This window comes from Pseudomonas sp. COR18 (assembly GCF_048568395.1).
In the GTDB taxonomy this organism is placed as follows: Bacteria; Pseudomonadota; Gammaproteobacteria; order Pseudomonadales; family Pseudomonadaceae; genus Aquipseudomonas; species Aquipseudomonas fuscovaginae_B.
In genome coordinates this window covers 3,606,715-3,631,979 of record NZ_CP183808.1, presented here as the reverse complement: position 1 = coordinate 3,631,979, position 25,265 = coordinate 3,606,715, and the positions used below count along the sequence as shown (strand labels likewise).

Below are 25,265 nucleotides of genomic sequence, written 5' to 3'. Positions count from 1 at the left end.
CTGACACGGGGATTTTTTATTCCAGGGTGACACAGGCCACAATCGTTGCCTTCAACGGGACCAGCCCTACACCCAACCACCATCGACAATAAAGTTCTGCGCCGAGCACATGGACGACACCTCGGAAGCGAGGAACAGCGCCATGTTCGCGATATGGACAGGCTCGACGCTCCCCGGCAGGCACTGGCTGCGGCTGATCAGTTCCCTGGCGGCATCGTCCACCCACAGCGCCAGCTGCTTTTCAGTCATCACCCAACCTGGCACCAGGGTGTTGACCCTGATACGCCATGGCCCCAGCTCCCGTGCCAGGGCCCGGGTCATGCCATGGGTCGCCGCCTTGCTGGCGGCGTAAACCGGGTACCCGCTGGAGGCCATCATCCAGCCGATGGAGCCCAGATTGATGATCGCGCCCTCCCCGGCGGCCTTCATCATCGGCACCACCGCCCGGCTGGCGAAAAAGGCATGCTTCAAGTTGACCGAGATCAGCTTCTCGAAAGTCTCCGAGTCCACTTCATCCAGGGTGTGACGGACATCGTTGGCGGCATTGTTCACCAGGACAGTCACTGGCCCCAGGGTTTGCGCAAAGCCTTCGATCGCCACCTTATAGGCGATCTCGTCGGTGATATCGCAGTGAGCGAACTCGACCCTGTGACCTTCGGCCGACAGTCGGGCCACCAGCCGCTCACCCTGGGTCTTGGCCATATCCACGAAGGCGACCTTGGCCCCCTGCCGCGCAAAAGCGCAGACCATGGCCTCGCCGATCCCGGAAGCCCCCCCGGAAATCAGCACGGTCTTGCCTTTCAGATCCGTGTACACGGCGCCTGCTTCATGACTCATATGACGGTTACTCCACGGTAGGCACTTGAATGCAGGCCGCTGGACCCCGGGCGTGCTGGAGTCCCCACTTTCACCTGCCAACTCAATTAGTCTTATTTTATATTGAAAAATCGACAGATCAGACTATAAATCTACTGCCTTAACGACAAAATATCGCAAATTAGTAGAACTATTCAACTTAAAACAATAAATGGAGGTTCGACCATGTTGCACTCCCGACACCCGCTTTGCGGCCTTGGCTTGTCCCTGATGATTGCCAGCCAGGGCCTCCAGGCCAGTGGCCTGTCCAGCGAACACAAGGCCTTTGGCAAGACCCATGATGGAGCCGCGATCGAGCAGTATGTGTTGCGCAACAGCCATGGCCTGCAGGCCACGGTCATCACCTACGGCGGCATCCTGCAGTCATTGAAGGTGCCGGATAAGAACGGCAAGGTCGACGACGTGGTACTGGGCTTCGACGATGTCCAGGGCTACCAGAGCGGTACCGCGTTCTTCGGCGCCACCATCGGCCGCTACGGCAATCGCCTGGCCAACGGTGCGTTCGAGCTGGACGGCAAGCGTTATCAGGTACCGCTCAACGATGGCCCCAACGCGCTGCACGGCGGCCCACAGGGTTTTGACAAGCGGGTCTGGAAAGCGCAGCCGGTCAGCGGCAAGGACTCGGTCGGGGTGAAGTTGAGCTACCTGTCGAAGGCGGGGGAAATGGGGTTTCCCGGCAACCTGAATGTCGAGGTCACCTACAGCCTCAACGACCATAACGAGCTGCGCATCGACTACAAGGCAACCACGGACCAGCCAACGGTATTGAACCTCACCAACCACAGCTACTTCAATCTCGCCGGAGCCGGCAACGGTGATGTGCTCAGGCAACTCGCCACCTTGTACGCCAGCCATTACACCCCCGTCACCCGCAGCCTGATTCCCACCGGTGAACTGGCTCCGGTGGCCGGTACGCCGATGGATTTTCGTCAGCCGACCGCCATCGGCCAGCACATCAGGGATAATCATCCACAGCTCAAGTTCGCCGAGCCGAAGCAGGGTGGCTTCGACTTCAACTGGGTCCTGGATGCCAAGGGCGACGTCAGCCGACTGGCCGCCGAGGTGCACGACCCGCAATCCGGTCGCCGCCTGCAGCTCTACACCAGCGAGCCCGGGGTACAGTTCTACACCAGCAACTTCCTCGACGGCTCGGTCAAGGGCAAGGCGGGCAAGGTCTATGCACATTGGGGAGCGTTCACCCTGGAAACCCAGCACTACCCCGACTCGCCGAACCAGCCGGGCTTCCCGACCACGCGGCTGGATCCGGGCCAGACCTATACCCAGAACACCATCCTGAAGTTCTCGGCCAACTGAAAACCTGCTGGAGCTGCCGGGCCTTGTCGAGGCTCTGCAGCTCCAGCAGGTTGGAGGGACGGCGATAGCTTGCGCCGAAGGATCAGCGCTGCTTCAGGCGATCGATCACCACCGCCAGCAGCAGGATGGAACCGCGAATCACGTACTGGTAGAACGTGTCGATGTTCTTCAGGTTCATCGCGTTCTCGATGATCGCCAGAATCAGCACCCCGGCAATCACGTGCCGAATCATGCCCACCCCACCGCTCAACGACACCCCGCCCAGCACGCAGGCGGAAATCACCGTCAGCTCGAAGCCCTGGCCGATCATCGGCTGACCCGAGGTCATGCGCGATGCCAGGATCACCCCGGCCAGGGCACCCACGACTCCGTGCACGGCAAAGATGACGATCTTGGTCCGATCGACATTGACCCCGGCCAGCAACGCCGCCTCCTGGTTACCACCAATGGCCATGGTATTGCGCCCGTAGGTGGTGTAGTTGAGCAACCAGCCAAAGAACAGGAAGCAGGCGATGGTGATCAGGATCGGCACCGGCACACCGAACAACTGGCCATTGCCGTAGACGAAAAACGAGTCCTGGGACACGCCCACCGCCTTGCCGTTGGCAAAGATATAGGCCAGGCCCCGCACGATCTGCATGGTCGCCAGCGTGGTGATCAGGGCGTTGACCCGCAGCTTGGCAATCACGATCCCATTGATCAGCCCGACCAGCAGCCCCATCAGCAGCGCCGCGGCGATACCGAGAAACACGCTGTCGGTGTCGCGCATCACCACCGCGGCCACCACCCCGGCACAGGCGATCACCGAGCCCACCGACAGGTCGAAATGCCCGGACGCCAGGCAATACAACATGGTGCACGCGGCAATGCCGGTGGTGGAAATCGCCAGGCCCAGGCCCCGCATGTTCAGCGGCGACAGGAAGTTGTCGATCAGCAGGGTGCAGAGGACGAAGATCCCCAGCGCGGCCAGCAGCATCGCCCAATTGTCCAGCAGGCTGCGCAGGTCCAGGGGTTTGCGCGCGACTGGCAATGTATTGTTTTGGCTTGTCATGGTCACCTCTCAGTTCTCCAGGCCATCGGCGCGTTGGCGCGGCAAGGCCAGTTGCAGCAGGTTGGATTCATTGGCCTGTTCACGGCTCTTTTCGCCCCGCATCGCGCCTTCGCACAGCACCAGGATGCGGTCGGAAATGCCCATCACTTCCATCAGGTCGCTGGACACGACGATGACCGCAATCCCGCTGGCCGCCAGGTCATGGATGATCTGGTAGATCTCGGCCTTCGCGCCGACATCGATGCCGCGCGTCGGCTCGTCGAGCAGCAGGACTTTCATCGGCATCGACAGCCAGCGCCCCAGAATGGCCTTCTGCTGATTGCCCCCGGACAGATACAGGATTTTCTGCGCCGGATTGGGCGTTTTCACTTTCAGCGCCTTGATCTGCTTGTCGGCGTTGCCCTTCTCCCAACCGTCACGCAACAGCCAGCCAAAGGTGGAATGGGCGCGGCGGGCGCTGATGTTGATGTTCTCGGCCACACTGGAGAGCGGCATGATGCCCTCCTTCTTGCGGTCCTCGGGGCACAGCAGGACACCGGCGGCAATGGCGTCGCGCGGCGAGCGCAACTGCAGAGCCTCATCGCACAGTTGCAGGCTGCCGGCGGTCATCCGCTCAAGGCCACCCAGCAGGCGCAACAGCTCGGTACGGCCCGCCCCGACCAGGCCGAACAGGCCAAGAATCTCGCCCTTGTGCGCCTCGAAACTCACCGGCTCGCGCAACCCCGGCCCCAGCAGGCCATCGACCTTGAGCGCCACCGCGCCGCGTGGACGAGGGCGGTAATCGTAGATGTCCTGAATGTCGCGACCGACCATGCAGGTGACCAGCTGATCTTGGGTCAGCGTGCTCATGTCCTCGAAGGTACGCACGTAGCGTCCGTCCTTGAATACGGTCACCGCATCGCAGATACGGAACACTTCCTCCATGCGATGGGACACGTAGAGCACCACCTTGCCCTCGTCCCGCAGGCGTCCGATGATCGCCATCAGGCGTTCGATCTCCCGGGCCGACAGGCTGCTGGTGGGTTCGTCGAAGGCAATCACATGGGCGCCACGGGACAGGGCCTTGGCGATTTCCACCAACTGCCGCTGGCCCAGGGACAGGCGGCCCAGCTTCTGCTGCGGGTCGATCTCGTCGGCCAGGCCCTTGAGACAGTCCAGCGCATGCTGGCGCAACGCGCTGCGGTTGATCACCCCGAAACGGCTCGGCAAATGCCCGAGGAACAGGTTCTCCGCCACGGTCATTTCCGGCACCAGGTGCAACTCCTGGTGGATGACGGCCACGCCGCAGGCGATGCTGTCGGCGGCGCACTTGAAGGCCATCGTCTGCCCGCCGATCTGCAGATGGCCGCTGCTGGGGCTGTAGGCACCGCCGAGAACCTTGAGCAAGGTCGACTTGCCGGCGCCGTTCTCCCCCATCAGGGCATGGACCTGCCCCGGGTGGGCAGTGAAACTGATACCGTCCAGCGCCTTGACCCCGGGGAAGGTCTTGCCGATCCCGTTGAAACACAAACTGGCGCCAACACTGTGCTGCTGTCTGTTCAATTGCGCATGCATAACCACCTCGTCACCCCGACCAGGCGGCCCCGTCGCCAGGGCCGCCGAGCAAAACCGACCGTCACTTCCACAGGCCGATCTTTTCCAGTTCCTGCTTGAAGTTGTCGCGCGTGATCAGCGTCACCTCATCCATCGCGGTGTACTTCGGTGGTTCCTTGCCGGTGGTGACCCATTCGAACATCATGCTCGCGGTGTTGTAGCCCTCCAGGTGCGGGCTGGGCAGCATCGAGCCGAAAAAGCCGCTGCTGGGTTTCTTCAGTTCGCCGATGGCGTCGGTGCCATTGATCCCGACACCAATGACATTGGCGGCGGCAAAACCGGCGCTCTCGGTGGCACGCACGCCACCCAGCACGGTGTTGTCGTTCATGCCGCCGATGATCAGGTTCTTCGCCGAAGCCGGCAGTTTCACCAGTGCCGAGCTGGTGGAGTCCATGCTGCCCGGCACGTCGAGGGTCTTGAGCGGCGTAAACAGGATGTGGTCTTTCGGCAGGCCGGCGGCCTCGAGGGATTTGACCGAACCGTCGGTGCGCTTCTTGCCGGTGTCGAGCTCGTTGTAGGTATTGATCACCGCGTAGGTGTCCTTCCAGTCCCAACCGCGCTTCTTCGCTTCGGCGGCCATCGCGGCGCCCTGTTTCTGGCCCACTTCGTACGCGGCCATGCCCAGGTAGGGGACGTCCTCCATGAACTTGCCGCTGGCGTCGACGAAGCGGTCATCCACGGCGATCACTTTCAGGTCGTTGGCCTTGGCCTTCGCCACGATCGCCGGGCCCAGGGACACGTCCGGCGGGCAGATCACGAAGCCCTTGGCACCGTTGGCGGCGAGGCTGTCGATGGCCGAGAGGGTTTTCTCGCCGTCCGGCACGGCGATCTTGATCAGGGTAAAGCCCTTGTCCTTGCTGGCCTTTTCGGCGAAAGCCCATTCGGTCTGGAACCAGGGCTCCTCCGCCTGCTTGACCAGAAAGCCGATCTTCACCGGTTCGGCAGCCTGCAACAGACTGCCCAGGCCGAACGCCGATACCGCCAGGGCGGCACAGCACAGGGAACGGATACCGCGATGACGATTCATGAGGTGACTCCTTGTTTTTGTTGTGTCTTTCATGAGAACGAGTTGTGAAGCGGTGCAACCTGATGCGGGTAAAACTATCCAGCGAATCGATGACAGCGTGTCCCCGGGATGTCCAGCTCGATGGCCAGCACCGCACCATCCAGGGGGTGCTCGAACGGGCTGGCGGCGCTGGTGATGTACAAGGTGCGCAGGTCCGGGCCACCGAATACGCAGCTGGTGGGCCGGCTGACGGGCAATTCGATCAACCGGTCGACTTCGCCATTGGGCGCCAGCCTGAGCAGGCAACCGCCGTCCCAACGGGCGTTCCATAGATAGCCTTCGGCGTCCATCGCCGAGCCGTCCGGTACGCCACGCGGATGTGGCCCGAACCACTCCTGCGCCGGCCCGAGCTGGCCGTTGCTGGCAACCGGATAGCGATACAACGTGCCGTCCAGGCTGTCGCCAAAATACAGCTGGGTGCCGTCCTCGCTCCAAAGCAGGGTATTGGGGATGCCCAGTCCGCGTAACAGAGGCGTCGCACGCGCATCGGCATCGATCCGGAACAGACCACCGCGGCGATGCCGTACAGGAAGATCCTCGCCCCGCTCGCCGATATTGTTCTGCATGGTGCCCAGCCAGAGTCGACCCTGGGCATCGCAGCGGGCCTCATTGGCCCGGTTGCCCGGTTGCGGATCGGCGATACACAGCAGCGTCAGGCGCGGCGCCTGTGGCGCACTGGCGAGATCCAATCGATACACGCCACTGCTCAGGGTCACCAGAGCATCGCCGCTCTCACAGGGAATGAAGGCCGACACCGGCTCCGGCAACTGCCAGGCCTGCAGGCCGGCGCCGCTCAGGCGCAGCGCCTGCCGGCCGGCGATATCGACCCAATACAGGGCCTGACCGGGCGCGTCCCAGAACGGGCCTTCGCCCAGTTGCGCACGGTGTTCAGTCACAGCGGTCCACGACATGAGGCCTCCTGGCTTGCTTTTGTTTTCAGACGCCGATGAGGTTGTGGGCCCTGGCACAAGGGCATTGGCGCAACACGATCCCTGTAGGAGCCGGGCTTGTATCGCTTTCCCTAAAGCATCCCTATGGCTCCGGGCACCAGCACCGCGTCGACGACGCCCACACCATTGATCAACGGCGCACCGAACTCCGCCTGGCTGATCTCGAACACATCTCCCGGCTGCGTACGCACACCGTCGGCGAACGACAGGGTCGCGGTGCCGAAGAAGTGAATGTGCACGTCACCCGGACGCAGGAACTGGCTGTACTTGAAGTGGTGGTACTCGAGATTTTCCAGGCTGTGGCACATGTTGGCTTCGCCACTGAGGAACTCGCTCTGCCACACGACCTCGCCATTGCGCAAAATGCGGCTGCTGCCCACCAGGTGCCGGGGCAGCTCGCCCACCCGCAGCTCTGGACCATAGCTGCAATTGCGCAACTTGGAGTGGGCCAGGTACAGGTAGTTCTTGCGCTCCATCACATGGTCGGAGAATTCGTTGCCCACGGCGAAGCCCAGGCGATAAGGCTTGCCATCGTGGCCGATGACATACAGGCCGCCGATTTCCGGCTCTTCGCCGGCGTCTTCGGCAAAGGGTGGCAATGCAAAGGGCTGGCCCGGGCGCACGACGATGCTGCCGTCGCCCTTGTAGAACCACTCAGGTTGCACGCCGGCCTGACCGGAGGCGGGTTTGCCGCCCTCCACACCCCATTTGAAGATCCGCAGGCTGTCGGTCATCGCGCTGTCGTCACCGGCCTGCTGGTGCATCTTGTCCCGCGCCGCCGCACTGCCCAGATGGGTCAGGCCGGTGCCGCTGACCAGCATGTGGGCCGGGTCCGGGTGATCCAGCGGCGGCAGCACTCTCAGCTCGGCCAGCAACGTGGCGTAGTCGTGGCCGGCACCCAGGCCTAGGCTCTCCACCTGACGCCGCAGATCGACGCCCGCCTCGATGGCGGCCAGTGCCAGCTCGCGCACCGTGCGCGCCAGACGCACCTCGCGTACCTGGCCCTCCTCGACCACTCCCACCCGACGCTCGCCGTTGCTCAATTCGAACTGGACCAAACGCATGAAGCTTCTCCTGATTGCCTGCCAAGCACGAGTGGTAACGCGGGCAACGGCGCCAGAGCGCAACGCCCTACCTCAGTTGAAACCGACTATATAGTATTACTATTTACTCAACAACACTTCCAAACATGAGATTTTGAGCTTATTTTAGCCCGCAGGAAGCACAATATAGTCTTACGATAAGAGAGCTGACCATGTCTGATAAAAAACTCGACCTGCGTTCCGCCCACTGGTTCGGTACCGCCGACAAGAACGGCTTCATGTACCGCAGCTGGATGAAGAACCAGGGCATCGCCGACCATCAGTTCCATGGCAAGCCCATCATCGGCATCTGCAACACCTGGTCGGAGCTGACCCCGTGCAACGCGCACTTCCGCCAGATCGCCGAGCATGTCAAACGCGGGGTGATCGAGGCCGGCGGCTTTCCCGTGGAGTTCCCGGTGTTCTCCAACGGTGAATCGAACCTGCGCCCGACCGCCATGCTCACCCGCAACCTGGCCAGCATGGACGTCGAGGAAGCCATTCGCGGCAACCCGATCGACGGCGTGGTGCTGCTCACCGGTTGCGACAAGACCACCCCGGCGCTGCTGATGGGCGCCGCCAGTTGCGACGTGCCGGCCATCGTCGTCACTGGCGGGCCGATGCTCAACGGCAAGCACAAGGGCCAGGACATCGGCTCGGGCACGGTGGTCTGGCAGCTCAGCGAACAGGTCAAGGCGGGCACCATCAGCCTCGACGACTTCCTCGCGGCCGAGGGCGGCATGTCGCGTTCGGCCGGCACCTGCAACACCATGGGCACCGCCTCGACGATGGCCTGCATGGCCGAGGCGCTGGGCACCTCCCTGCCCCACAACGCGGCGATTCCGGCGGTCGACGCGCGGCGCTACGTGCTGGCGCACATGTCCGGCATGCGGGCGGTGGAGATGGTCCGGGAAGGCTTGAAACTGTCGAAGATCCTCACCCGGCAGGCTTTCGAAAACGCCATCCGCGTCAACGCCGCCATCGGCGGCTCGACCAATGCGGTGATTCACCTGAAGGCGATCGCCGGGCGCATCGGCGTCGAACTCGATCTGGACGACTGGACCCGCATCGGCCGCGGCATGCCGACCATCGTCGACCTGCAACCGTCCGGGCGCTTCCTGATGGAAGAGTTCTACTATGCCGGTGGCCTGCCGGCGGTATTGCGCCGCCTCGGCGAAGCCAACCTGATTCCCCACCCCGACGCCCTCACCGTGAATGGCAGGTCGATCGGCGAGAACACCCGGGACGCACCGATCTACGGTAAGGACGAAGTGATTCGGCCGCTCTCCAACCCGTTGCGGGCGGACGGCGGCATCTGCGTCCTGCGTGGCAACCTGGCTCCTCTGGGGGCCGTGCTCAAGCCCTCGGCCGCGACCCCCGAACTGATGCAGCATCGCGGTCGGGCGGTGGTGTTCGAGAACTTCGACCAGTACAAGGCGCGGATCAACGACCCGGAACTGGAGGTCGACGCCAGCTCGGTGCTGGTGATGAAAAACTGTGGGCCCAAGGGTTATCCCGGCATGGCGGAAGTGGGCAACATGGGGCTGCCGGCCAAGCTGCTGGCCCAGGGTGTCACCGACATGGTGCGGATCTCCGACGCACGCATGAGCGGCACGGCCTACGGCACGGTGGTGCTGCACGTCGCGCCGGAAGCGGCGGCCGGCGGCCCGCTGGCCTGTGTGCAGGAGGGCGACTGGATCGAACTCGACTGTGCCAATGGCCGCCTGCACCTGGACATTCCGGACGCCGAACTGGCAGCGCGCATGGCCGACCTGCAGGCACCGAAGCCACCGATCGCGGGCGGCTATCGCCAGTTGTACATCGACCATGTGCTGCAAGCCGACCAGGGCTGCGACTTCGACTTCCTGGTAGGTTGCCGTGGCGCCGAGATCCCGCAGCATTCCCACTGACCGGCAGGCCATGGCGTCGTCACCCGGCGGCTCAGGCACGCGAGAGCACCTGATGAAGCCGGGAGCGATGTTATGATGCAACCCTTTTCACCAGAGCACCGTCCCGTCTATGGATCAGCAGCCCTCCAAGCCACGCAAGAACACTCCGCGCAAGAGCATGCATAACCGGATCGTTCAGGAACTGGGCATGCAGATTGTCTCCGGACGCTTCAAGCCGGAAGAGCGCCTGCCCATGGAGTCGACGCTGTGCGAGGAGTACCAGGTCAGTCGCTCGGTGCTGCGCGAAGCCACCCGGGTGCTCAGCGCCAAGGGCCTGGTGTACTCCAAGCCGCGGGTCGGTGCAGTGGTGCGCCCGCGCCCGAAGTGGCACCTGCTCGATCCCGACGTTCTGACCTGGCTGATGCAGTCGACGCCCCACAGCGAGTTTTTCAACACCCTGGCCGGCGTGCGCCGGATCCTGGAACCGGAAATCGCCGCGATGGCCGCCACCACGGCCACCGACGAAGACATCGCGGTGATCGAAAAAGCCTACCTGGCCATGGAGAAGGCGCAGACCCACGAGCAGCTGCTGCAGGCGGACCTGGATTTCCACCGGGCGATCGCCGACGCCACCCGCAACGATCTGCTCGCCTACATGTGCAACATGTTGTCGTTGCCCCTGCGCGAATCCATCAGCATCACCAACCGCCGCCCCGATATTCAAGGCCTCAGCCTGCCCCGGCACAAGGCGATCCTCACCGCCATCCAGAATCGCGACGCCCTCGGTGCGCGACATGCCTCGCTGGTGCAGCTCGACGATACCCGGGTCGCCCTGGATACCGTGATGAACATCCTCACCCCGCTATAGCACTCAGACCCTCGCCCCCAACTCCGCGGAGAGCCGAGCGGCGACCTGTTTGATCAACGGCACCAGCTCGGCCATTTTCTCCAACGGCATATAGGGCACGGTACTGGCGATGCTGATCCCGGCGACGATCTGCTGGCTGGCATCGCGTATCGGCGCCGCGACACAGCGGATCGACGGCTCGTTGTCTTCCAGATCGAAGGCGTAGCCCCCCGCCACGTATTCCAGCATGCGCTGCTCGAACTGCTCCCAGGATGACACCGGCTGCAACGGCCATGACGGGGTCCTGCCGCCCACCGGCAAACTGATCCGATACAGGCGCTGCCACTCTTCTGGCGAGTCATCGAGCAGCAACGCCTTGCCGATCCCGGTGCGCGCCAACGGCATGCGGTGCCCGACCCGCGAACGCATTTCCGGGCCATTACGGCCGGGATTCTTGTGCAGGTACAGCACGTCATCGTCTTCACGGATCGCCAGGTGGATGGTATCGCCGGTCAACGCCGACAACTCATCCAGATACGGCCCGGCCAGGGTCACCAGCGGTACGGCCTCGCGCGCCTGGAAACCCAGCTCTATCAGCCTGGGGCCGAGCAGGTAACCGATTTGCGGCACGACCCGCAGATAGCGCTCCTCCACCAGGCAACTGGCCAGGCGATGGGTGGTGCTGCGGGTGGTGCCGATCAGCCGGGCAATTTCCTTGAGGTCTCGGGCCCCGCTGGCAACGGCCTGGACCACCGCCAGACCGCGCAGCAGCGTCTGAGTCCCCGTCGGTGCGGCGTCCTTGGCGTTTTTCGCGGCGTCTTCCTGCATATCCGGCCTTCAACAATGAGCGAGAGAACGGGCGGCATTATGGTCGCCCGCTCTTGCCCTTGCCTAGAGTTCGATCCGCGCCACCTTGCCCACCAGCACCACATAGGACAGCGCGCCGATCAATGCCAGCGCGGCGATGTAGGTGATCCCGGGGGCGAAGGAGTCGCCGCTGACGAGAAAGCCGATCACGATCGGCGTGGCGATCGCCGCCAGGTTGCCGATGCAGTTGAATACTCCGCCCGTCAGCCCCAACAGGCGCGCCGGCGCCAGGGTCGAGACCAGCGACCAACTGATCGAGGCCATCCCGTTGCCGAAAAACGCCAGCGCCAGGCAGGCGATCACCCAGGGTGTCGATTCGACGAAGTTTGCCCCGATGATCACGGTGGAAATCAGCAGGCCGCCGATGATCGGCAACTTGCGGGCCAGACCGAGCGTCGCGCCACGGCGGATCAGCCAGTCGGAGAACAGCCCCGAGCACAGCACGCCGACGAAAGCCGCGAGAAACGGCACCGAGGCCAGCAGGCCGGACTTGATGAAATCCATGCCGCGGTATTTCACCAGATAGGTCGGAAACCAGGTCAGGAAAAACCACAACGTCGAATTGAGGCAGAACTGCCCGAGGTAGATGCCCCACAACTTGCGCTGGCTCAACACGATACCCAGGTCGGTCCAGCTGAACGGCGCCTTGCGCCGGGCGGTCTCGGCCTGGATATCCACCAGCCCGCCGCCCTCGCGGATCAGGTCGATTTCCGCCGGGTTGACCCCCTTGAACTCCCGCGGCTCGCGATACACCGCGTACCAGACGAACGCCCAGAGAATGCCCACCACCCCAGTGCTGATGAACACCATGTGCCAACCGTATCGATGCTGCAGCCAAGCCAGCAGCGGCGTCAGAAAGGCCAGCCCGACGAACTGCCCGGAGGTGTAGAAACCGATGGCGGTCGCGCGCTCGCGCTCGGGAAACCAGGTGGTCACCACACGGCTGTTGATCGGATAGGCGGGAGCTTCCAGCGCCCCCACGGCCATGCGCAGGACGAACAGCGCGATGAAGCTGGCAGCGAAACCGAGCAGCAGCGTGGCCGCCGACCACAACAACAGCGCCAGACTGTAGAGCAGGCGTGGTGGCACCCGGTCCACCAGCCAGCCACCGGGGATCTGCATCGCCGCGTAGGTCCAGCCGAACGCCGAGAAAATCAGCCCGACATGAATCGGGTCGATCCCCAGTTCACTGGTCAACGCGGGGGCGGCGATCGACAGGTTGCTGCGGTCCAGGTAGTTGATCACCACGGTGATGAACAGCAGGACCATGATGAAAAAGCGCTTGCGGCTCGGCGTCAGCAAAGACGCCTGCCCGGTCAGGACTTCCGGTTGCATGGGTGTGCCTCTTCTTATGGTTATTGAGGGCGTTCATTCACAACGATGTCGGGGTCCGCTCACGGCCCCTCCCTGATGGATAAGCCCGCCATCACCACTCGGCAAAACTGCCGTCGGCATGGCGCCAGATCGGGTTGCGCCAGCGATGACCGATGGCGGCGCGTTCCGTCACGTAGGCCTCGTTGATCTCGATGCCCAGCCCCGGGCCATTCGGGATCTTCACGAACCCCTGGTCATAGTCGAACACCCGAGGGTCCCTGACGTAATCCAGCAGGTCATTGCTTTCGTTGTAATGGATGCCCAGGCTCTGCTCCTGGATGAAGGCGTTGTAGCAAGCCGCATCCAGTTGCAGGCAGGCCGCCAGGGCAATCGGGCCCAACGGACAATGCAACGCCAGCGCCACGTCATAGGCTTCGGCCATGTTGGCGATCTTGCGGGTTTCGGTGATTCCGCCGGCATGGGAGGCATCCGGCTGGATGATGTCGACGTAACCTTCGCTGAGCACCCGCTTGAAATCCCAGCGCGAAAACAGACGCTCCCCCAGCGCGATCGGCGTGCTGGTCAGCGGTGCCAGCTCCTTCAGGGCCTCGTAGTTTTCGCTGAGCACCGGCTCCTCGATGAACATCAGCTTGTAGGCGTCGAGTTCCTTCATCAACACCTTGGCCATGGGCTTGTGCACCCGGCCATGGAAGTCCACGCCGATGCCGACGTTCGGCCCCACCGCGTCGCGCACGGCGGCGACGTTGGCCAGGGCCAGGTCGACCTTTTCGAAACTGTCGACGAATTGCAGCTCTTCGGTGCCATTCATCTTCACCGCGGTGAACCCCCGGCCGACGGCTTCCCTGGCAGCCCGGGCGGTGTCGGCCGGACGGTCGCCGCCGATCCACGAGTACACGCGGATACGCTCGCGCACCTGACCACCCAGCAGATCGCTGACCGACACCCCCAGGGCCTTGCCCTTGATGTCCCACAGCGCCTGGTCGATCCCGGCCAGGGCGCTCATGTGCACGGCGCCGCCACGATAGAAGCCGCCGCGATAGAGCACGGTCCAGATGTCCTCGATATTGCGCGGGTCCTTGCCGACCAGGTAATCCGACAACTCATCGACCGCCGCCGCGACCGTGTGGGCCCGGCCCTCGACCACCGGCTCGCCCCAACCGGTCACGCCTTCATCGGTTTCGACCTTGAGGAACAGCCAGCGTGGCGGAACGATAAAGGTCGTCAGCTTGGTGATTTTCATCGTGTCGTCTCTCTTGTCGGGATGCAGCGCACACGGCGCCGGGAAGTCTTAACGCAATGCGTTCCAGGCCTGCACGTAAGCCTTGGCCCGCAGCGCCGTTTCGTCGGCACTCAGCCCCGGCTTGAACAGCCCGGAGCCCAGGCCGAAACCACTGACGCCCGCCTCGACGAACGCTGGCATGTTGTCCGGAGTGATTCCGCCGACCGGGATCAGCAACGTTCCCGCCGGCAGCACCGCCAGCCAGGCCTTGACCACTGCCGGGCCCATCTGCTCGGCGGGGAACATCTTCAGCACATCGGCGCCTTCGGCCAGCGCGGCAAAGGCCTCGGTCGGCGTGGCGACACCTGGCGACAGGTACAGCCCTGCCGTCCTGGCCGCCCGCAGGACCCGGGGATCACTGTGGGGCATGACGATCACCTGCCCCCCTGCGGCCTTCACCTGCCCGACCTGTTCCGGGGTCAGCACCGTGCCGGCACCGATCAGGCAATCGGCGGGCAACAGGCTGCGCAGAATGCGGATACTTTCGTACGGTTCGGGAGAGTTGAGCGGCACCTCGATGACACGGAAACCGGCCTGGTACAACACCTCGCCGATGGCCGCCGCCTCTTGCGGACGCAGACCGCGAAGAATTGCGATCAGGCCGTTTTTCGCCAGTGCTTGCTTGAGCATGTCAGACCTCTTGTCTAATTGAACGCAGGCGTCCGGCCCAGCAGCCCGGCGGCTTCGGCCAGGTGCCACAGACCACGCTCGGTGGCGTGTTCGGCCAGGATTGCCCGGGCAAAACCGCAACGCTCGAGCGCCCGGCTGTAGCGGGCACAAAGTTGGGCATTGCCGATCAGCATGATCGACGGCAGGTCGGCGCTGTCGCGTCGACGGCGCTGGGCATTGGCAAGGGCGGCAAGCTCATGGCCAATCAACAGGCCCGACAGGTAGTCGGTCTGTCCGGCCGGGCTCAGTTCGCCCGTCAGCCCCAGCGTGCGTGCGCTGAACAAGGTCGAGAGAGGGCCGTTTTCACCCTCGCAGGAGAGCGCCACCCGGACGCCGCGATCGAACGCCTCGCTGTCGAAGGGCGCACCGCGCTGCTGGGTACGCCCCAGGATGCTGTGTTCACTGAGTACGGCGAACAGCTCGCCGGTCATGAAGGTGTCGAAATGGACGATGCAGCCGTCAGCCACCTCGACCCATTTCGAATGGCTGCCCGGCAAGCCGATCAGCAGAGGGCCGCCAGCATCCGCCGGCAGGCCTTGCAGCGCGCCGAGGACCTGTGTCTCTTCGCCGCGCATCACGTTCGGCAGGCGGGAACGCTCGATCACGCCGGGCACGATATGCACATCGACGCCACGCAGGCTGCGCACGGTGTTGAGAGCGGTGCCCAGGCTGGCGACATTCGCCGGGGTGTCGCGATAGGTGGCCTCGGACCAGCCCTGGGCGCTGCCGACCATGCCGCAGGCGATCACCGCCAGCCCGGGTTGGGCATCGAGCCAGTCGCCACAGGCCTCGTCGAAAGCCAGTTCAAAACCATCGGCGCACCGTTGGCCGGCGATCATCCGCGGCACACTGGGCAACTGCATGATGCCCGACGACAGCGAACGCTGTTCGAGCACCTGGCCACCCGCGGCGAGTTTGTAGGCCCGAAGTGAGGTCGTCCCCCAATCGAGCGCGATCAATTGCGCCTGCATCGCTTCACCTGAAAGTTGTTTTTGGACAGTGAGTGCGTGGAGCTGATGGAGGCGACTATAAACCCGAGACGCCAATAATCTCAATATATAAATTTACATCCCATATATTGGGAAAATCTAAATACAGCCTGAATCAATCGATTTGAGCTGATATCAGACCTTCTCCGATACGTGGGACCCGCCATACGTCATGCAGAACGAAAACGCCGCGTTGATCGCGGCGTTTTCGTATTCGGCGTATGAAACAACAGCTAGGCAACAGCGTGGCTGGAAGCAAGGCATCCCTGGCGAATCAGATGATCCACCACATGAGTAGCGGCTTGCTGGGCGCTCATGCGCACCGTTTCAATATGAATGTCCGGGGCTTGCGGGACCTCGTAGACCGAGTCGATGCCGGTGAAGTTCTTGAGCTGGCCACTGCGCGCCTTCTTGTACAGCCCCTTGGGATCGCGCTCTTCGGCGACCGCCAACGGTGTGTCGATGAATATCTCGTAGAACTCGTGCTCCTCGAACAAGCCCCGTGCCATCGCCCGCTCGGCCCGAAAAGGCGAGATGAACGACACCAGGGTGATCAACCCGGCATCCACCATCAGCTTCGCGACATGCGCAACACGGCGGATATTCTCCGCACGGTCCTCATCACTGAACCCCAGGTCGGCATTCAGCCCCTGCCGTACGTTGTCGCCATCGAGCAGATAACTGTGGCGCCCCAACGCGTGAAGACGCTTTTCCACCAGATTGGCGACGGTGGTCTTGCCGGCGGCCGACAGCCCGGTAAACCACAGGACAACGGGTTTCTGCCCCATGAGGGCGGCATGTGCGCTCTTGTCGATCTCGATCGACTGCCAGTGCAGATCGCGCTCCACCGGCTCGGGCAGGTGCCTGGTTTCATCACTGCTCATCAGTTGCTTCTCCAGCGTTGAAAACGACAGGTGTACACAGCACCTGTTCGTGGCGGATTCCAAAGACTCACCCTTTGACAAAGGGTTTCAACAGGCCATGGGCTGCCGAGTGGCGCAGGGTGAACCAGATCCACAGGTAGGTGCGCCAACGCAAGGGTAGCTGCCGGTCAAGAAAGATCCGCCTGAAGTAAAAGAACAAGGCACCCCGCTCCTTCGCCGGCCCATCACCCGAGGCGCCACTGAGTACCGCCTCGCCCACGGACTCGCCGCGCAACGCCCGGACGACGCGCCTGGCGGCATCACGACGATTGTCACCCAGGGTGATGAAAATGGGGTCATCCTTGAAACGCCCACGCTTGCTGTAGGTTTCGTCGAAGTCAGCCTTGCCCGTCCGATAATGCAGATGCTCGAAGACCACGTCGTCCAGATAGATGATGCGATCGAACCCCTCATGCTGGATACGCTTGAAGATGTCGAACAGATGGAAATCGATGAACGCGCCGGCATAGGCGGCCGGGTAAGGGTCGACCAGCAATTCGCAGGTGCTGCGTGACAGGATGGGGAACGTGGCCAGGCCGCCCTTCTTCAGCAGGTCGTTGCAGTAGCCGAGATACACCCGGTCGGCGAAACGCCGATCCAGGGCCCTGAGCTCGCGGTCCCAACCGGGCGTACGCATGACCATGTCATCGTTGACCAACACGATGATCTGCCCCCGCGAGGCGTGCAGGCAGGCGGTGTTATAGGCCCCCATGGACTGGTTGGGCCCGATGAGCCGCACGGTATGCACCGCGTCGCAATGCAGGTCGTGGCTACCGGGGTCATCGTCGTCCACATACAGGATCACCTCCACGGCGGACAGGCATTCTGCCGTGGCAACCACGCTGGCGAAAAAACGTTCGACCAGTTCCGGGCGTCCACGAGTCGGCAGCAGCAGGGAAATCAGCGGCTCCTGCTCCTGTGTGTCGGGTACGCAGGACCTAGCGCTGGCAGGCATGACGGTACGCCTCATTGTGGATAGCTCTGCGTCCATCTTTCACCTCCATTTCCGGAATAAGGCACGCGATCGATCATTTGCCAGTAATCGAAAAGATCATGCGGAAAAGGGTGTTTCAGCATGAACCTTGCCGCCATGGCTTCATACTCCGCATGCATGCGCACATACAGGGCATCCTTGCCTTCGACATGGCCGCGCAATACGTCGAGCCAATCGGTGTGTTCCAGGTTGATCTGAGGGCAGCAGGCGGCGATCTGCGAGGTGTCGGCCGTGCCCAGCGAAACGGTCACCTTCCCCACCCGGAGGGCGGCAATGATGCGCATCAGCGACAACCAGCGCCAATCCAGGCGCTGGGGGATATTGAGCACCAGCCGTGCCGAACGGTTCAAGGCATCGCGTTGCCCACGGGAAACGAAACGCTCCGGGCACGCGATCGAGAAACCCTCACCACGCAATCTGTCGAGCATGCGCCCGCGGTATTCGGTGACGGCCCCCGTGAACAACAGATCGCTTTGCGCAGAGTCGCCGGGATCGGGAGCGACTTTCGGCAGCGAGGGGAAACCGATGGCCCGCACGGGGACGCCGGGCAGCAACTTGTCCATGTTGATCAATTCCGGCAAGTCTCCCAGCATCAGGAACGCGCAGATATGAGGCAGGCACTCGAACAGGTGCTGGATGCGTGCCACCTGCACCGCCGGGTGCATGTAGTCGTTGTTGTTCCAGAGCGGGTCGCCGTGGATCAGTATCTGGTCGTCCACGAAGTCGAGGTGCTCGGTCATGATGACCGCCACCCGCTTGCCACGGGACTCGCAGAAATCGATGAGCGTGTCCCGGGTGCTCTCGGAGAAGTTTTCGATGACGATATTCAAGCGACTGTCACTCGGACGCTTGCCCACACTGACCGGGTAACCCTGCTGCTGCAGCGCCATCACCAGGAAATCGACCTGGTCGCTGATACCGTAGAACGAATGGTTATAGACCCAGAGATGAACCGCTGGCCTTGCATGAGATAGCGTCATGTTCACCTCCTGTGCGCCACGGACGATTGATTCGCAAGCGTGTCGTTGTCCACGCCGCCCGCCAGGCTCGCAATGACCAGTTGCTCGACAGCCTGCAAATCCACGCCACTGTGGTAGCGGCCGGAGTGCGAAGTCTCCAGATGCTTGGGCTCGAATGCCCCATCGCTTTGCAGGATGGCGTAAAAACGCTTTCCATAGCGGATGATGTTGTAGCCATGGAAACCTTCCACGACCAGGTGTGGCTGCTCTGCCGCCCCCACTGGCGGGCTCGGGGTGCGGCTCGCTTGCGGCTGCCGCGCACGACGATAGCGACGCAGCCATTGCGAGCATTGGCTGTGCAGCCAGGGAAAAGGCATCAGCCATCTCGACAACAGTTTCACCAGCGCCGACGGTTCGGGCTGATCCACCCTTCCTTCCTGCGGCAGATAGGCTCCCGCCAGTTCGAGCAGGCTGTTGGCCCATATCGCGGGCCGCGCCTGAGTGCGGGTGTATTGAGCCAATACCGAGCAATCGTGGGCATGCAGGGAAGAGTTGCCCTCCACGAGCATGAAACAGCCACCCACGGACCAGACACTGCGCTCTCCGGTATTGATCCGCATCCGCGGGCGGGCATCCTGGCTGAACGCCCGCCGTAAACCGGTCATGTCCAGCAGTCCCCCGTCCACGAGCGGCACACCCGGGCCGTTCGCTGAGGGAGCAGGCGTGGAACTGTCCACGTGAAGCTGACGGACCTGTGCCCAGAACGTCCCGGCAAACGCCTGCCCGGAGAACTCCGTCACCGCTCTCCGATGGCCCTGCTCCTGCAACGCCAGGTAAGTCTGCGGCTGCAGCAAGCCAGGAATACGCGCCAGCAATTCATCGACAAGCAAGACTTGCTCATGCTCCTGGCGCACCGGAAGCAGCCAGGGATCGGTTATCTCGGGCTCGGTACCGACGATCAGACCGCCCTGGCCATCCTGCAAGTACGTGCCAACCCCGCGAAGCGCCGAAACCACGGGCACGCAGCCCAGGCTCATGGCCTGGAGAATCTCGAACGGACACAATACATCGGCCGGTTGCAGCAGCACATGCGACCCCGCCATCAAGGCTTCGACATCGGCCTGGGCAGGGCTGGCCCACAGAATGCTGCGACCGGTCTGCTGCTCGACAAAGGCCAGGTCCACGCCCGCGGCGACCAGGGCCTGGGCGTCAGGGCGCTCACAGGCCATGCTGAGCAGGCCATTGTGGCCAGCGGCGCAGAATGCCTTCCAGAAGCGCAGGACACGATGCCCACCACAGCTGAAAAAGTCGCTCTCATGGTCAGGGACCGATACGAACAGGAACCGTGGATGGGCAAGCGACGGCTTATCAGGAAGCCGCCCACGAGCCTGAACCGCGGATACCGGTAAACCGAGGCGGGACGTGAACAACCGGGACTGCAACTGCGGCAACCCAAGGAAATCGTTCAGCGCCACGAGAGTATCCGCCTGTGCCGAGAAAACCCCCAGACACCAGGGGCCTCCCAGCAATGCACGGTAATGCTCGCGAATGCGCGGCAACTGCTCGCCGATGCTGGCTTGCGCTGTTGTCCACGGTGCAAACAGGCCACGCAAGGACTCGCAATGCAGCACAAAGGGCCGGCTCAGGCTGGGAAACGCAATGGAGTGAAAGAATTCGATAGCGCCCGGCAACGCCTGCGTCAGCAGGCGGTTTTCAGGTCCGAAACAACTCGAGCAGGGCTCCGGCCACTGATTGCCGGACTGACTCGCCAGCGCCGCCAGCAGCCGCTGACGCAAAGGCTCGGATCGCTCCAGCAGATGCCGCAAGGCAACGTTATCCCAGGCGTTGATGCTCACTCCCTCAGGCATCGACTCGAACAGCGCCCGATACAACGGGTGGCACCCACGCCAGGGAATGTAGTGGCTCTGATTCCAGGGAACGGCCACTGCCAATTGATTCATGATTGCCCTCCTGGCTTGCTGGTGATCCGACTCCACAGGCGCTGCCACCAGGACTGGCTCAAGTGGTGCAACATCTGTTCCATGCTGTCTATACGTGCGTTGGCCCGCTCCAACTGGTACGCCAGTTCGCGATTGGCATCCTGTAATTGTCCGTCCAGGTCAGATTCGTCCTCATTCCGGGTGTCATACCCACGCATCACCATGGACAAGCCATCGATATGCTCGGCCAGCTCATCCAGTGTTCTCGCAATCAGCAGGTCGCTGGTCGGATAACGCTTGAGCAGGGTTTGCAAGCTGCCGGAAAGATCCATGGGACCGGCCGCCTGGCGTAGCCCTATGAAACGTTGCTGGATCCTGAACACATTGAAGCCGTTATATGTCGTCACCAGCGAAGGCCCCTCCTCCGGTTCGGCAGAGCGCCCAACCAGGAGACGGGATACCTCCTGGAGGACGACCTGGCGCTCCTCGACCGCACTCCTCCCCAGCAGCAGCAGGGCCTTGAGTTCGCCGATCGACGATGCCGAAGGCAAGGCTGCCAGTTGCGCTTCGGAGCAGGCACGCAGGTCAACAGCCCCGACCTGCAGAGGCAGTGCGTACAGGCGCCTCCTGAAACGCACCAGATTGCAGCTGAAAAAATCGCCCTCCAGCAGGATGGGTGTCTCATCGAATGTCTCGGTCGCATAACGCAGTGGCGAAGCCTGGCGCACGCGCCGGTTGGCCGGCAAATCGATGCTGCCGTCGAGGGGGTATCCCAGGGTGCTCAGCAAGTCCTGGTTATGCTCGACGAAACGGGCGATATCCGCCGCGGCCATTGCCTGCCGGAAGCCACCGATCTGCCCCGAACGGAATGTGGCGGAGTCACGGTTGAACAGCTTCGCGGCAATGGCCACCGGCGAGCCCGGAGCCTGGAGCTTGAGCAGGATGGACCAGATCAGGCGCAGTTGATCCGCCTCCCGCCCGCCACCGGCCGCACCAATCAGTTCCTCGAAGGACAGCGAAGCGACATTGGGAAAGTCCAGCCAGGGCAGGAAACCGCCAATGCGCTGCCGCAAGGAACCCAGCAGCCAGTTGTCGTTCAGCAGGCGGCTGATCCGCCCAGCCACATCGAGACCACTCAGCCAGCCCGCAAAGGTGGTCTTGCCTTCACGCTCATAGTAGTTGGCCTCGGACACCAGGATATCCAGCGGGTGGCGGTACATGAACAATGCCGGTGAAGACAGGAACGCATGATGGCGATTTCCGAAACTGGAACGCCGCACGCTGTCGACAAAGAAATCGGCCGCTACCGTATGCGAGTTGCTGTATTCGACGCAGTACCAGGTTTGCGGCTTGGGAAACTCCGGCAGCACCACGCCTTCCTGATAACCCAGGGCCCGTGCCAGCTCATAGAGCAGGTGAGTCCCCGACTTGGGAATGGAAACCAGGAACAGCGGCCGGCGGCTGAAATGATGATCGGTGATCGGGGCCAGTAGTGAAACGTCGTTCAAACCGACACAGGCCAGCAGTTGGTCTGCCAGGCGCGCACCGTCCTCTTCCGTGAAGATGATCCACTGCGCACCAGCGGATACCTCATCCTCCCGGGGCAACTCGCGCAACAGCCCGACCCCTCGGGCCTGCGCGGCCTCTGCCAGGTCCCGGGCCAGGGTATTGTCTCCGATCAGCCGGACGACCAGGTCCTGGTTCGACCATGACGGTTCCAGCAGCTCCAGGAACGCATCAAGCCGCGGCGCGCAAAATTGCAGGTTGTTCATGAATGTCTAATCCGTACAAGCAGGTCCGCCAGTCGCTCGTCGACCTGGATACCCGGCAAATGCCCGATATCGCTGCTGAAATCCAGTGCGCCCAATGCCTGCGGTACACCGTAGTAGCGACCGGCATAGGCGACGATGTTTGTGGTTCCGAAACTTTCGAGCAACACCGGCGTGCCCGCGGCGGCCGAGGGCCCGGCCGCGCACTGAGCGTCTCCCGCCGCCAACAGTTGCTCACGATAGCCATCGAGCACCTGCGTCTCGAGATGCAGCGGCTCGAGCGCACGGATCACCCGTTCCACCCGCTCGCTGACACCGGCCTGCGGCAGGCCGTTGTCGAGCCAGCAGGCCAGCGCGGCGTTAATGACCTCGCAAGTCTCCTCGGCACAAGCGGAGACCTGCGCCACCAGCTCATCGTCCGAACAGGTCGAGCGCTCGATCTGGGTATGTCTTTTCCACGCATAACGCTTGAATGCAAAACGCTCGAGATCCAGGTTCGACTTGTTGAACGCAAAGCCGAACAGGTCCTCGTCGCCATAGTCACGAAAGATCTCGCGCCGCTCCAGCAACCCTGCCAGCTCGCGCTGGAACGGTGTGTAGGCGCTCTCGTCGAGCGCCTCGAAAACGCCGTAACCGTAACGTTGCCCCATGCGCTCCAGACCGTGGTCACGCAGGATATCCAGGTGGGTATTGGTCAGCCAGTTCCGCCAACCACCGACGATTCCCTGCCCTCGCCGCAGGTTGTGCCGATGCGCACCGGTCAGGTTGACATGGTCGATACGTTGCCAGATCTCGGCCGCCTGCTGCGCATCCAGGAAAACCCCTTGAGCTTCGGCCAGCCCCAGGATGGTCGGCACCGGCGCCTGGATGAGATCCTCCCAGCGCATGATGTGATACGCGCTGGCGTAGTCCTCGAAAACCCGCAGATAGGCTTGCAGCGGGCCAGCCAGGGCTTCGAAGAAATTCAGGTCGGAGAGTTTGTACAGGGCGATGCGCTGGCGCAGCTCGTCGTTATCCTGTTCAGGGGGAATGAAGCGCTGAATGTACTCGCTGGCCAGGGCATTGAACGAAAAGCAGGCCGACGACACAGTTCCGGCAGGGTGCCGCATGGATGCAAAGCGCTGGTGCTCGCTGAAGGCCGGGTGGGTCGGCCAGATATCCGGCCCCACATGGGAGTGGGCCGTTCCATAGACGGACAGGATCTCCACCGGGTGCGAAGTGATCAGGGTGAAATCCCCCGCCCCCTGACGCCGATGTACTTGCGAAAACAGGCGGTCCGCGGGGCATCGCCCTTCACCCACTTCGGCCCTCCTGGCAGGTACCTGAAGTTGTTGTTGTAGATCAGCGCCCGGGCCAATCCCCGCCGCTCGAAAACGTCCTGTATGCGCAGCGCGACCTGCTCCCCCACCGTTTGACAGAATGCCTGGAGGAACGCGCCACCCGGTGCGGGATCGCTGAGCCCGGTCACGCGGCGTATTTCCGCGATGACACTGAGCAACAATGTGAAACCGCTTCTCGGATAACCGAGAACAAGAGGTCGCTTCAAACTCATGAGCGGGCCTCCTCCATGCCGGACGACGACAAGACTTCGTGCTTGACCTGCAAATCGACAAAACCGGTAATGCCCGGTGTGTCGGCAAAGGTGAGCCGGCTCACCGAACGCCGCACGTCCAGGAAACGGTCGGACTCGGCGGTGATCTGCGAGCAGCCGACATTCAGGAAATACTCGCCGCCGACCAGGCGGGCCTGCCAATCGAACCTGATCACCAGGCACTCACCGGCACCCGCCGACAGCAACGGCGCGCCCTGCATGTGCAGGTTGGTTCCAAAAACATAGGTACCGTCGAGCGAAACGATGCCAAAGCCGACCGAAACCCCTTCCAGCGCTTCATGGAACAGCAACTTGACCAGCAATTGCACAGGCTGATTCGCCGGAATCCGGGGCGGATCGCAACGCCCATCGGCGAGAATCTCGATATCGATGACCTGCACCTGGCCACTGCCCAGACGCGTCTCATGGTCGTTGTAGAAAGGCCGGCCAGCGACGACATCCGCACGCCCGCTGCCCAGCAGCCGGGCCTGCTCGGCATGGGACGATTCCAGCTCACCGGCAGTCGGCGGTTCTACTGCCTGTGTCCCGAACAACAGGTTCTGGTACACGTTCACCGCACTTGCAATCGGACCGTCGTAACACAGGTTCCCGTGGTCGATCACCAGCCCGCGCCTGCACAAGCGCAGCATCGTGTCGACACTGTGGGACACGAACAGAATGGTCTTGCCCTGCTCGACAAACTCGCGAATGCGCTGGAAACAGCGATGCTGAAACTTCGCATCGCCGACACTCAGGGCCTCGTCAACCACCAGAATCTCCGGCTCGACATGAATCGCCGCCGCAAAGGCGACCCTGACGAACATCCCGGACGAGTAGGTTTTCACCGGCTGGTCGAAGTGTTCGCCAATCTCGGCGAAAGCCTCGATGGCGGGCATCCTTGCGATCATCTCGCTCCGGGAAAACCCCATGATGGCGCCATTGAGAATCACGTTCTCGCGTCCACTGAACTCCGGGTTGAACCCCGCCCCCAGCTCCAGCAGGGCAGAGATCTTGCCATTGACCTGGACACTGCCGGTGGTCGCCTGCATCACCTCGCAAATGATCTGCAACAGCGTCGACTTGCCCGAGCCGTTGCGCCCGAGCACGCCGATGATCTCCCCCTTCATCACGTCGAAGGAAACCCCGCGCAGTGCCCAGAACTCCCGATGATACTGCTTGCGCAACGGATGCAGCGCCTCGACAAGACGCTCGCGGGGTGAAGCGAACAACCTGAATTTCTTCGAGACATCCGTCACGGAGAGGGCGATATCGTTCGGCATGG

General features: G+C 62.7%; 22 protein-coding genes. 3 read left to right on the top strand and 19 right to left on the bottom strand.

Annotated elements, in window-relative coordinates:
- Positions 1 to 66: 66 nt before the first annotated feature.
- Complete coding sequence (locus ACM62G_RS16730) at positions 67 to 837, bottom strand: SDR family NAD(P)-dependent oxidoreductase (RefSeq protein ID WP_273823985.1); 771 nt, start codon at positions 835 to 837, stop codon at positions 67 to 69.
- A gap of 204 nt (positions 838 to 1,041) precedes the next feature.
- Between ACM62G_RS16730 and ACM62G_RS16725 the strand changes: the two genes are divergently transcribed.
- The gene (locus ACM62G_RS16725) at positions 1,042 to 2,190 is read left to right on the top strand and encodes an aldose epimerase family protein (RefSeq protein ID WP_419735194.1); all 1,149 of its coding nucleotides are present in this window, start codon (positions 1,042 to 1,044) and stop codon (positions 2,188 to 2,190) included.
- 82 nt (positions 2,191 to 2,272) lie between these two features.
- Here ACM62G_RS16725 and araH read toward each other — a convergent pair whose 3' ends face one another.
- From araH to araD1, 5 genes are all read right to left on the bottom strand, one after another.
- Complete coding sequence (gene araH, locus ACM62G_RS16720; protein WP_054063361.1) at positions 2,273 to 3,241, bottom strand: L-arabinose ABC transporter permease AraH; 969 nt, start codon at positions 3,239 to 3,241, stop codon at positions 2,273 to 2,275.
- A 9-nt stretch (positions 3,242 to 3,250) separates the two neighbouring features.
- Entirely contained in the window at positions 3,251 to 4,795 is a 1,545-nt protein-coding gene (gene araG / locus ACM62G_RS16715) for an L-arabinose ABC transporter ATP-binding protein AraG (RefSeq protein ID WP_419735193.1), read from the bottom strand.
- A gap of 61 nt (positions 4,796 to 4,856) precedes the next feature.
- Positions 4,857 to 5,861, bottom strand: coding sequence for a substrate-binding domain-containing protein (locus tag ACM62G_RS16710; RefSeq protein ID WP_054060633.1), 1,005 nt, complete (start codon positions 5,859 to 5,861; stop codon positions 4,857 to 4,859).
- 74 nt (positions 5,862 to 5,935) lie between these two features.
- Positions 5,936 to 6,811, bottom strand: a complete 876-nt coding sequence (locus ACM62G_RS16705) for an SMP-30/gluconolactonase/LRE family protein (RefSeq protein WP_419735192.1) — start codon at positions 6,809 to 6,811, stop codon at positions 5,936 to 5,938.
- A 110-nt stretch (positions 6,812 to 6,921) separates the two neighbouring features.
- Positions 6,922 to 7,914 carry an AraD1 family protein gene (gene araD1 / locus ACM62G_RS16700; protein ID WP_419735191.1) on the bottom strand — a complete coding sequence of 331 codons (993 nt, stop codon included), beginning with the start codon at positions 7,912 to 7,914 and terminating at the stop codon, positions 6,922 to 6,924.
- 191 nt (positions 7,915 to 8,105) lie between these two features.
- On the opposite strand from araD1, the gene ACM62G_RS16695 reads away from it, so the two are divergent.
- On the top strand, positions 8,106 to 9,842 hold the full coding sequence (locus tag ACM62G_RS16695; RefSeq protein WP_419735190.1) for an IlvD/Edd family dehydratase: 1,737 nt from the start codon (positions 8,106 to 8,108) through the stop codon (positions 9,840 to 9,842).
- Between the two features lie 109 nt (positions 9,843 to 9,951).
- Positions 9,952 to 10,689: a FadR/GntR family transcriptional regulator gene (locus ACM62G_RS16690; RefSeq protein ID WP_054060629.1), complete on the top strand. Its 738-nt coding sequence runs from the start codon at positions 9,952 to 9,954 to the stop codon at positions 10,687 to 10,689.
- Positions 10,690 to 10,692: 3 nt separating this feature from the next.
- On the opposite strand, the gene ACM62G_RS16685 is transcribed toward ACM62G_RS16690, so the two are convergent.
- From ACM62G_RS16685 to ACM62G_RS16625, 13 genes are all read right to left on the bottom strand, one after another.
- The gene (locus tag ACM62G_RS16685; protein ID WP_273823997.1) at positions 10,693 to 11,496 is read right to left on the bottom strand and encodes an IclR family transcriptional regulator; all 804 of its coding nucleotides are present in this window, start codon (positions 11,494 to 11,496) and stop codon (positions 10,693 to 10,695) included.
- A 63-nt stretch (positions 11,497 to 11,559) separates the two neighbouring features.
- Positions 11,560 to 12,870, bottom strand: a complete 1,311-nt coding sequence (locus ACM62G_RS16680; RefSeq protein ID WP_054060627.1) for an MFS transporter — start codon at positions 12,868 to 12,870, stop codon at positions 11,560 to 11,562.
- A 91-nt stretch (positions 12,871 to 12,961) separates the two neighbouring features.
- Positions 12,962 to 14,110 (bottom strand): galactonate dehydratase, encoded by a 1,149-nt coding sequence (gene dgoD / locus ACM62G_RS16675; RefSeq protein ID WP_054060626.1) that lies wholly within the window; start codon positions 14,108 to 14,110, stop codon positions 12,962 to 12,964.
- Between the two features lie 48 nt (positions 14,111 to 14,158).
- Entirely contained in the window at positions 14,159 to 14,779 is a 621-nt protein-coding gene (locus tag ACM62G_RS16670; RefSeq protein WP_054060625.1) for a 2-dehydro-3-deoxy-6-phosphogalactonate aldolase, read from the bottom strand.
- Between the two features lie 14 nt (positions 14,780 to 14,793).
- Positions 14,794 to 15,789: a 2-dehydro-3-deoxygalactonokinase gene (locus tag ACM62G_RS16665; protein ID WP_419735189.1), complete on the bottom strand. Its 996-nt coding sequence runs from the start codon at positions 15,787 to 15,789 to the stop codon at positions 14,794 to 14,796.
- Positions 15,790 to 16,040: 251 nt separating this feature from the next.
- Positions 16,041 to 16,691 (bottom strand): adenylyl-sulfate kinase, encoded by a 651-nt coding sequence (gene cysC, locus ACM62G_RS16660; protein WP_273824003.1) that lies wholly within the window; start codon positions 16,689 to 16,691, stop codon positions 16,041 to 16,043.
- Positions 16,692 to 16,758: 67 nt separating this feature from the next.
- Positions 16,759 to 17,685, bottom strand: coding sequence for a glycosyltransferase family 2 protein (locus ACM62G_RS16655; protein ID WP_419735188.1), 927 nt, complete (start codon positions 17,683 to 17,685; stop codon positions 16,759 to 16,761).
- A gap of 11 nt (positions 17,686 to 17,696) precedes the next feature.
- Entirely contained in the window at positions 17,697 to 18,704 is a 1,008-nt protein-coding gene (locus ACM62G_RS16650; RefSeq protein ID WP_054060621.1) for a hypothetical protein, read from the bottom strand.
- A 2-nt stretch (positions 18,705 to 18,706) separates the two neighbouring features.
- The gene (locus ACM62G_RS16645; RefSeq protein ID WP_419735187.1) at positions 18,707 to 20,644 is read right to left on the bottom strand and encodes a glycosyltransferase; all 1,938 of its coding nucleotides are present in this window, start codon (positions 20,642 to 20,644) and stop codon (positions 18,707 to 18,709) included.
- Positions 20,641 to 22,395: a hypothetical protein gene (locus tag ACM62G_RS16640; protein WP_419735186.1), complete on the bottom strand. Its 1,755-nt coding sequence runs from the start codon at positions 22,393 to 22,395 to the stop codon at positions 20,641 to 20,643. The genes ACM62G_RS16645 and ACM62G_RS16640 overlap by 4 nt, the downstream gene beginning before the upstream one ends.
- A complete protein-coding gene (locus ACM62G_RS16635; RefSeq protein WP_419735185.1) occupies positions 22,392 to 23,693 on the bottom strand; it encodes a hypothetical protein in 1,302 nt (433 codons plus the stop codon). The genes ACM62G_RS16640 and ACM62G_RS16635 overlap by 4 nt, the downstream gene beginning before the upstream one ends.
- The gene (locus ACM62G_RS16630) at positions 23,615 to 23,944 is read right to left on the bottom strand and encodes a hypothetical protein (RefSeq protein WP_419735184.1); all 330 of its coding nucleotides are present in this window, start codon (positions 23,942 to 23,944) and stop codon (positions 23,615 to 23,617) included. Before ACM62G_RS16630 ends, ACM62G_RS16635 begins: the two co-directional genes overlap by 79 nt.
- On the bottom strand, positions 23,941 to 25,263 hold the full coding sequence (locus tag ACM62G_RS16625; protein WP_054060617.1) for an ABC transporter ATP-binding protein: 1,323 nt from the start codon (positions 25,261 to 25,263) through the stop codon (positions 23,941 to 23,943). Before ACM62G_RS16625 ends, ACM62G_RS16630 begins: the two co-directional genes overlap by 4 nt.
- Positions 25,264 to 25,265: the final 2 nt, after the last annotated feature.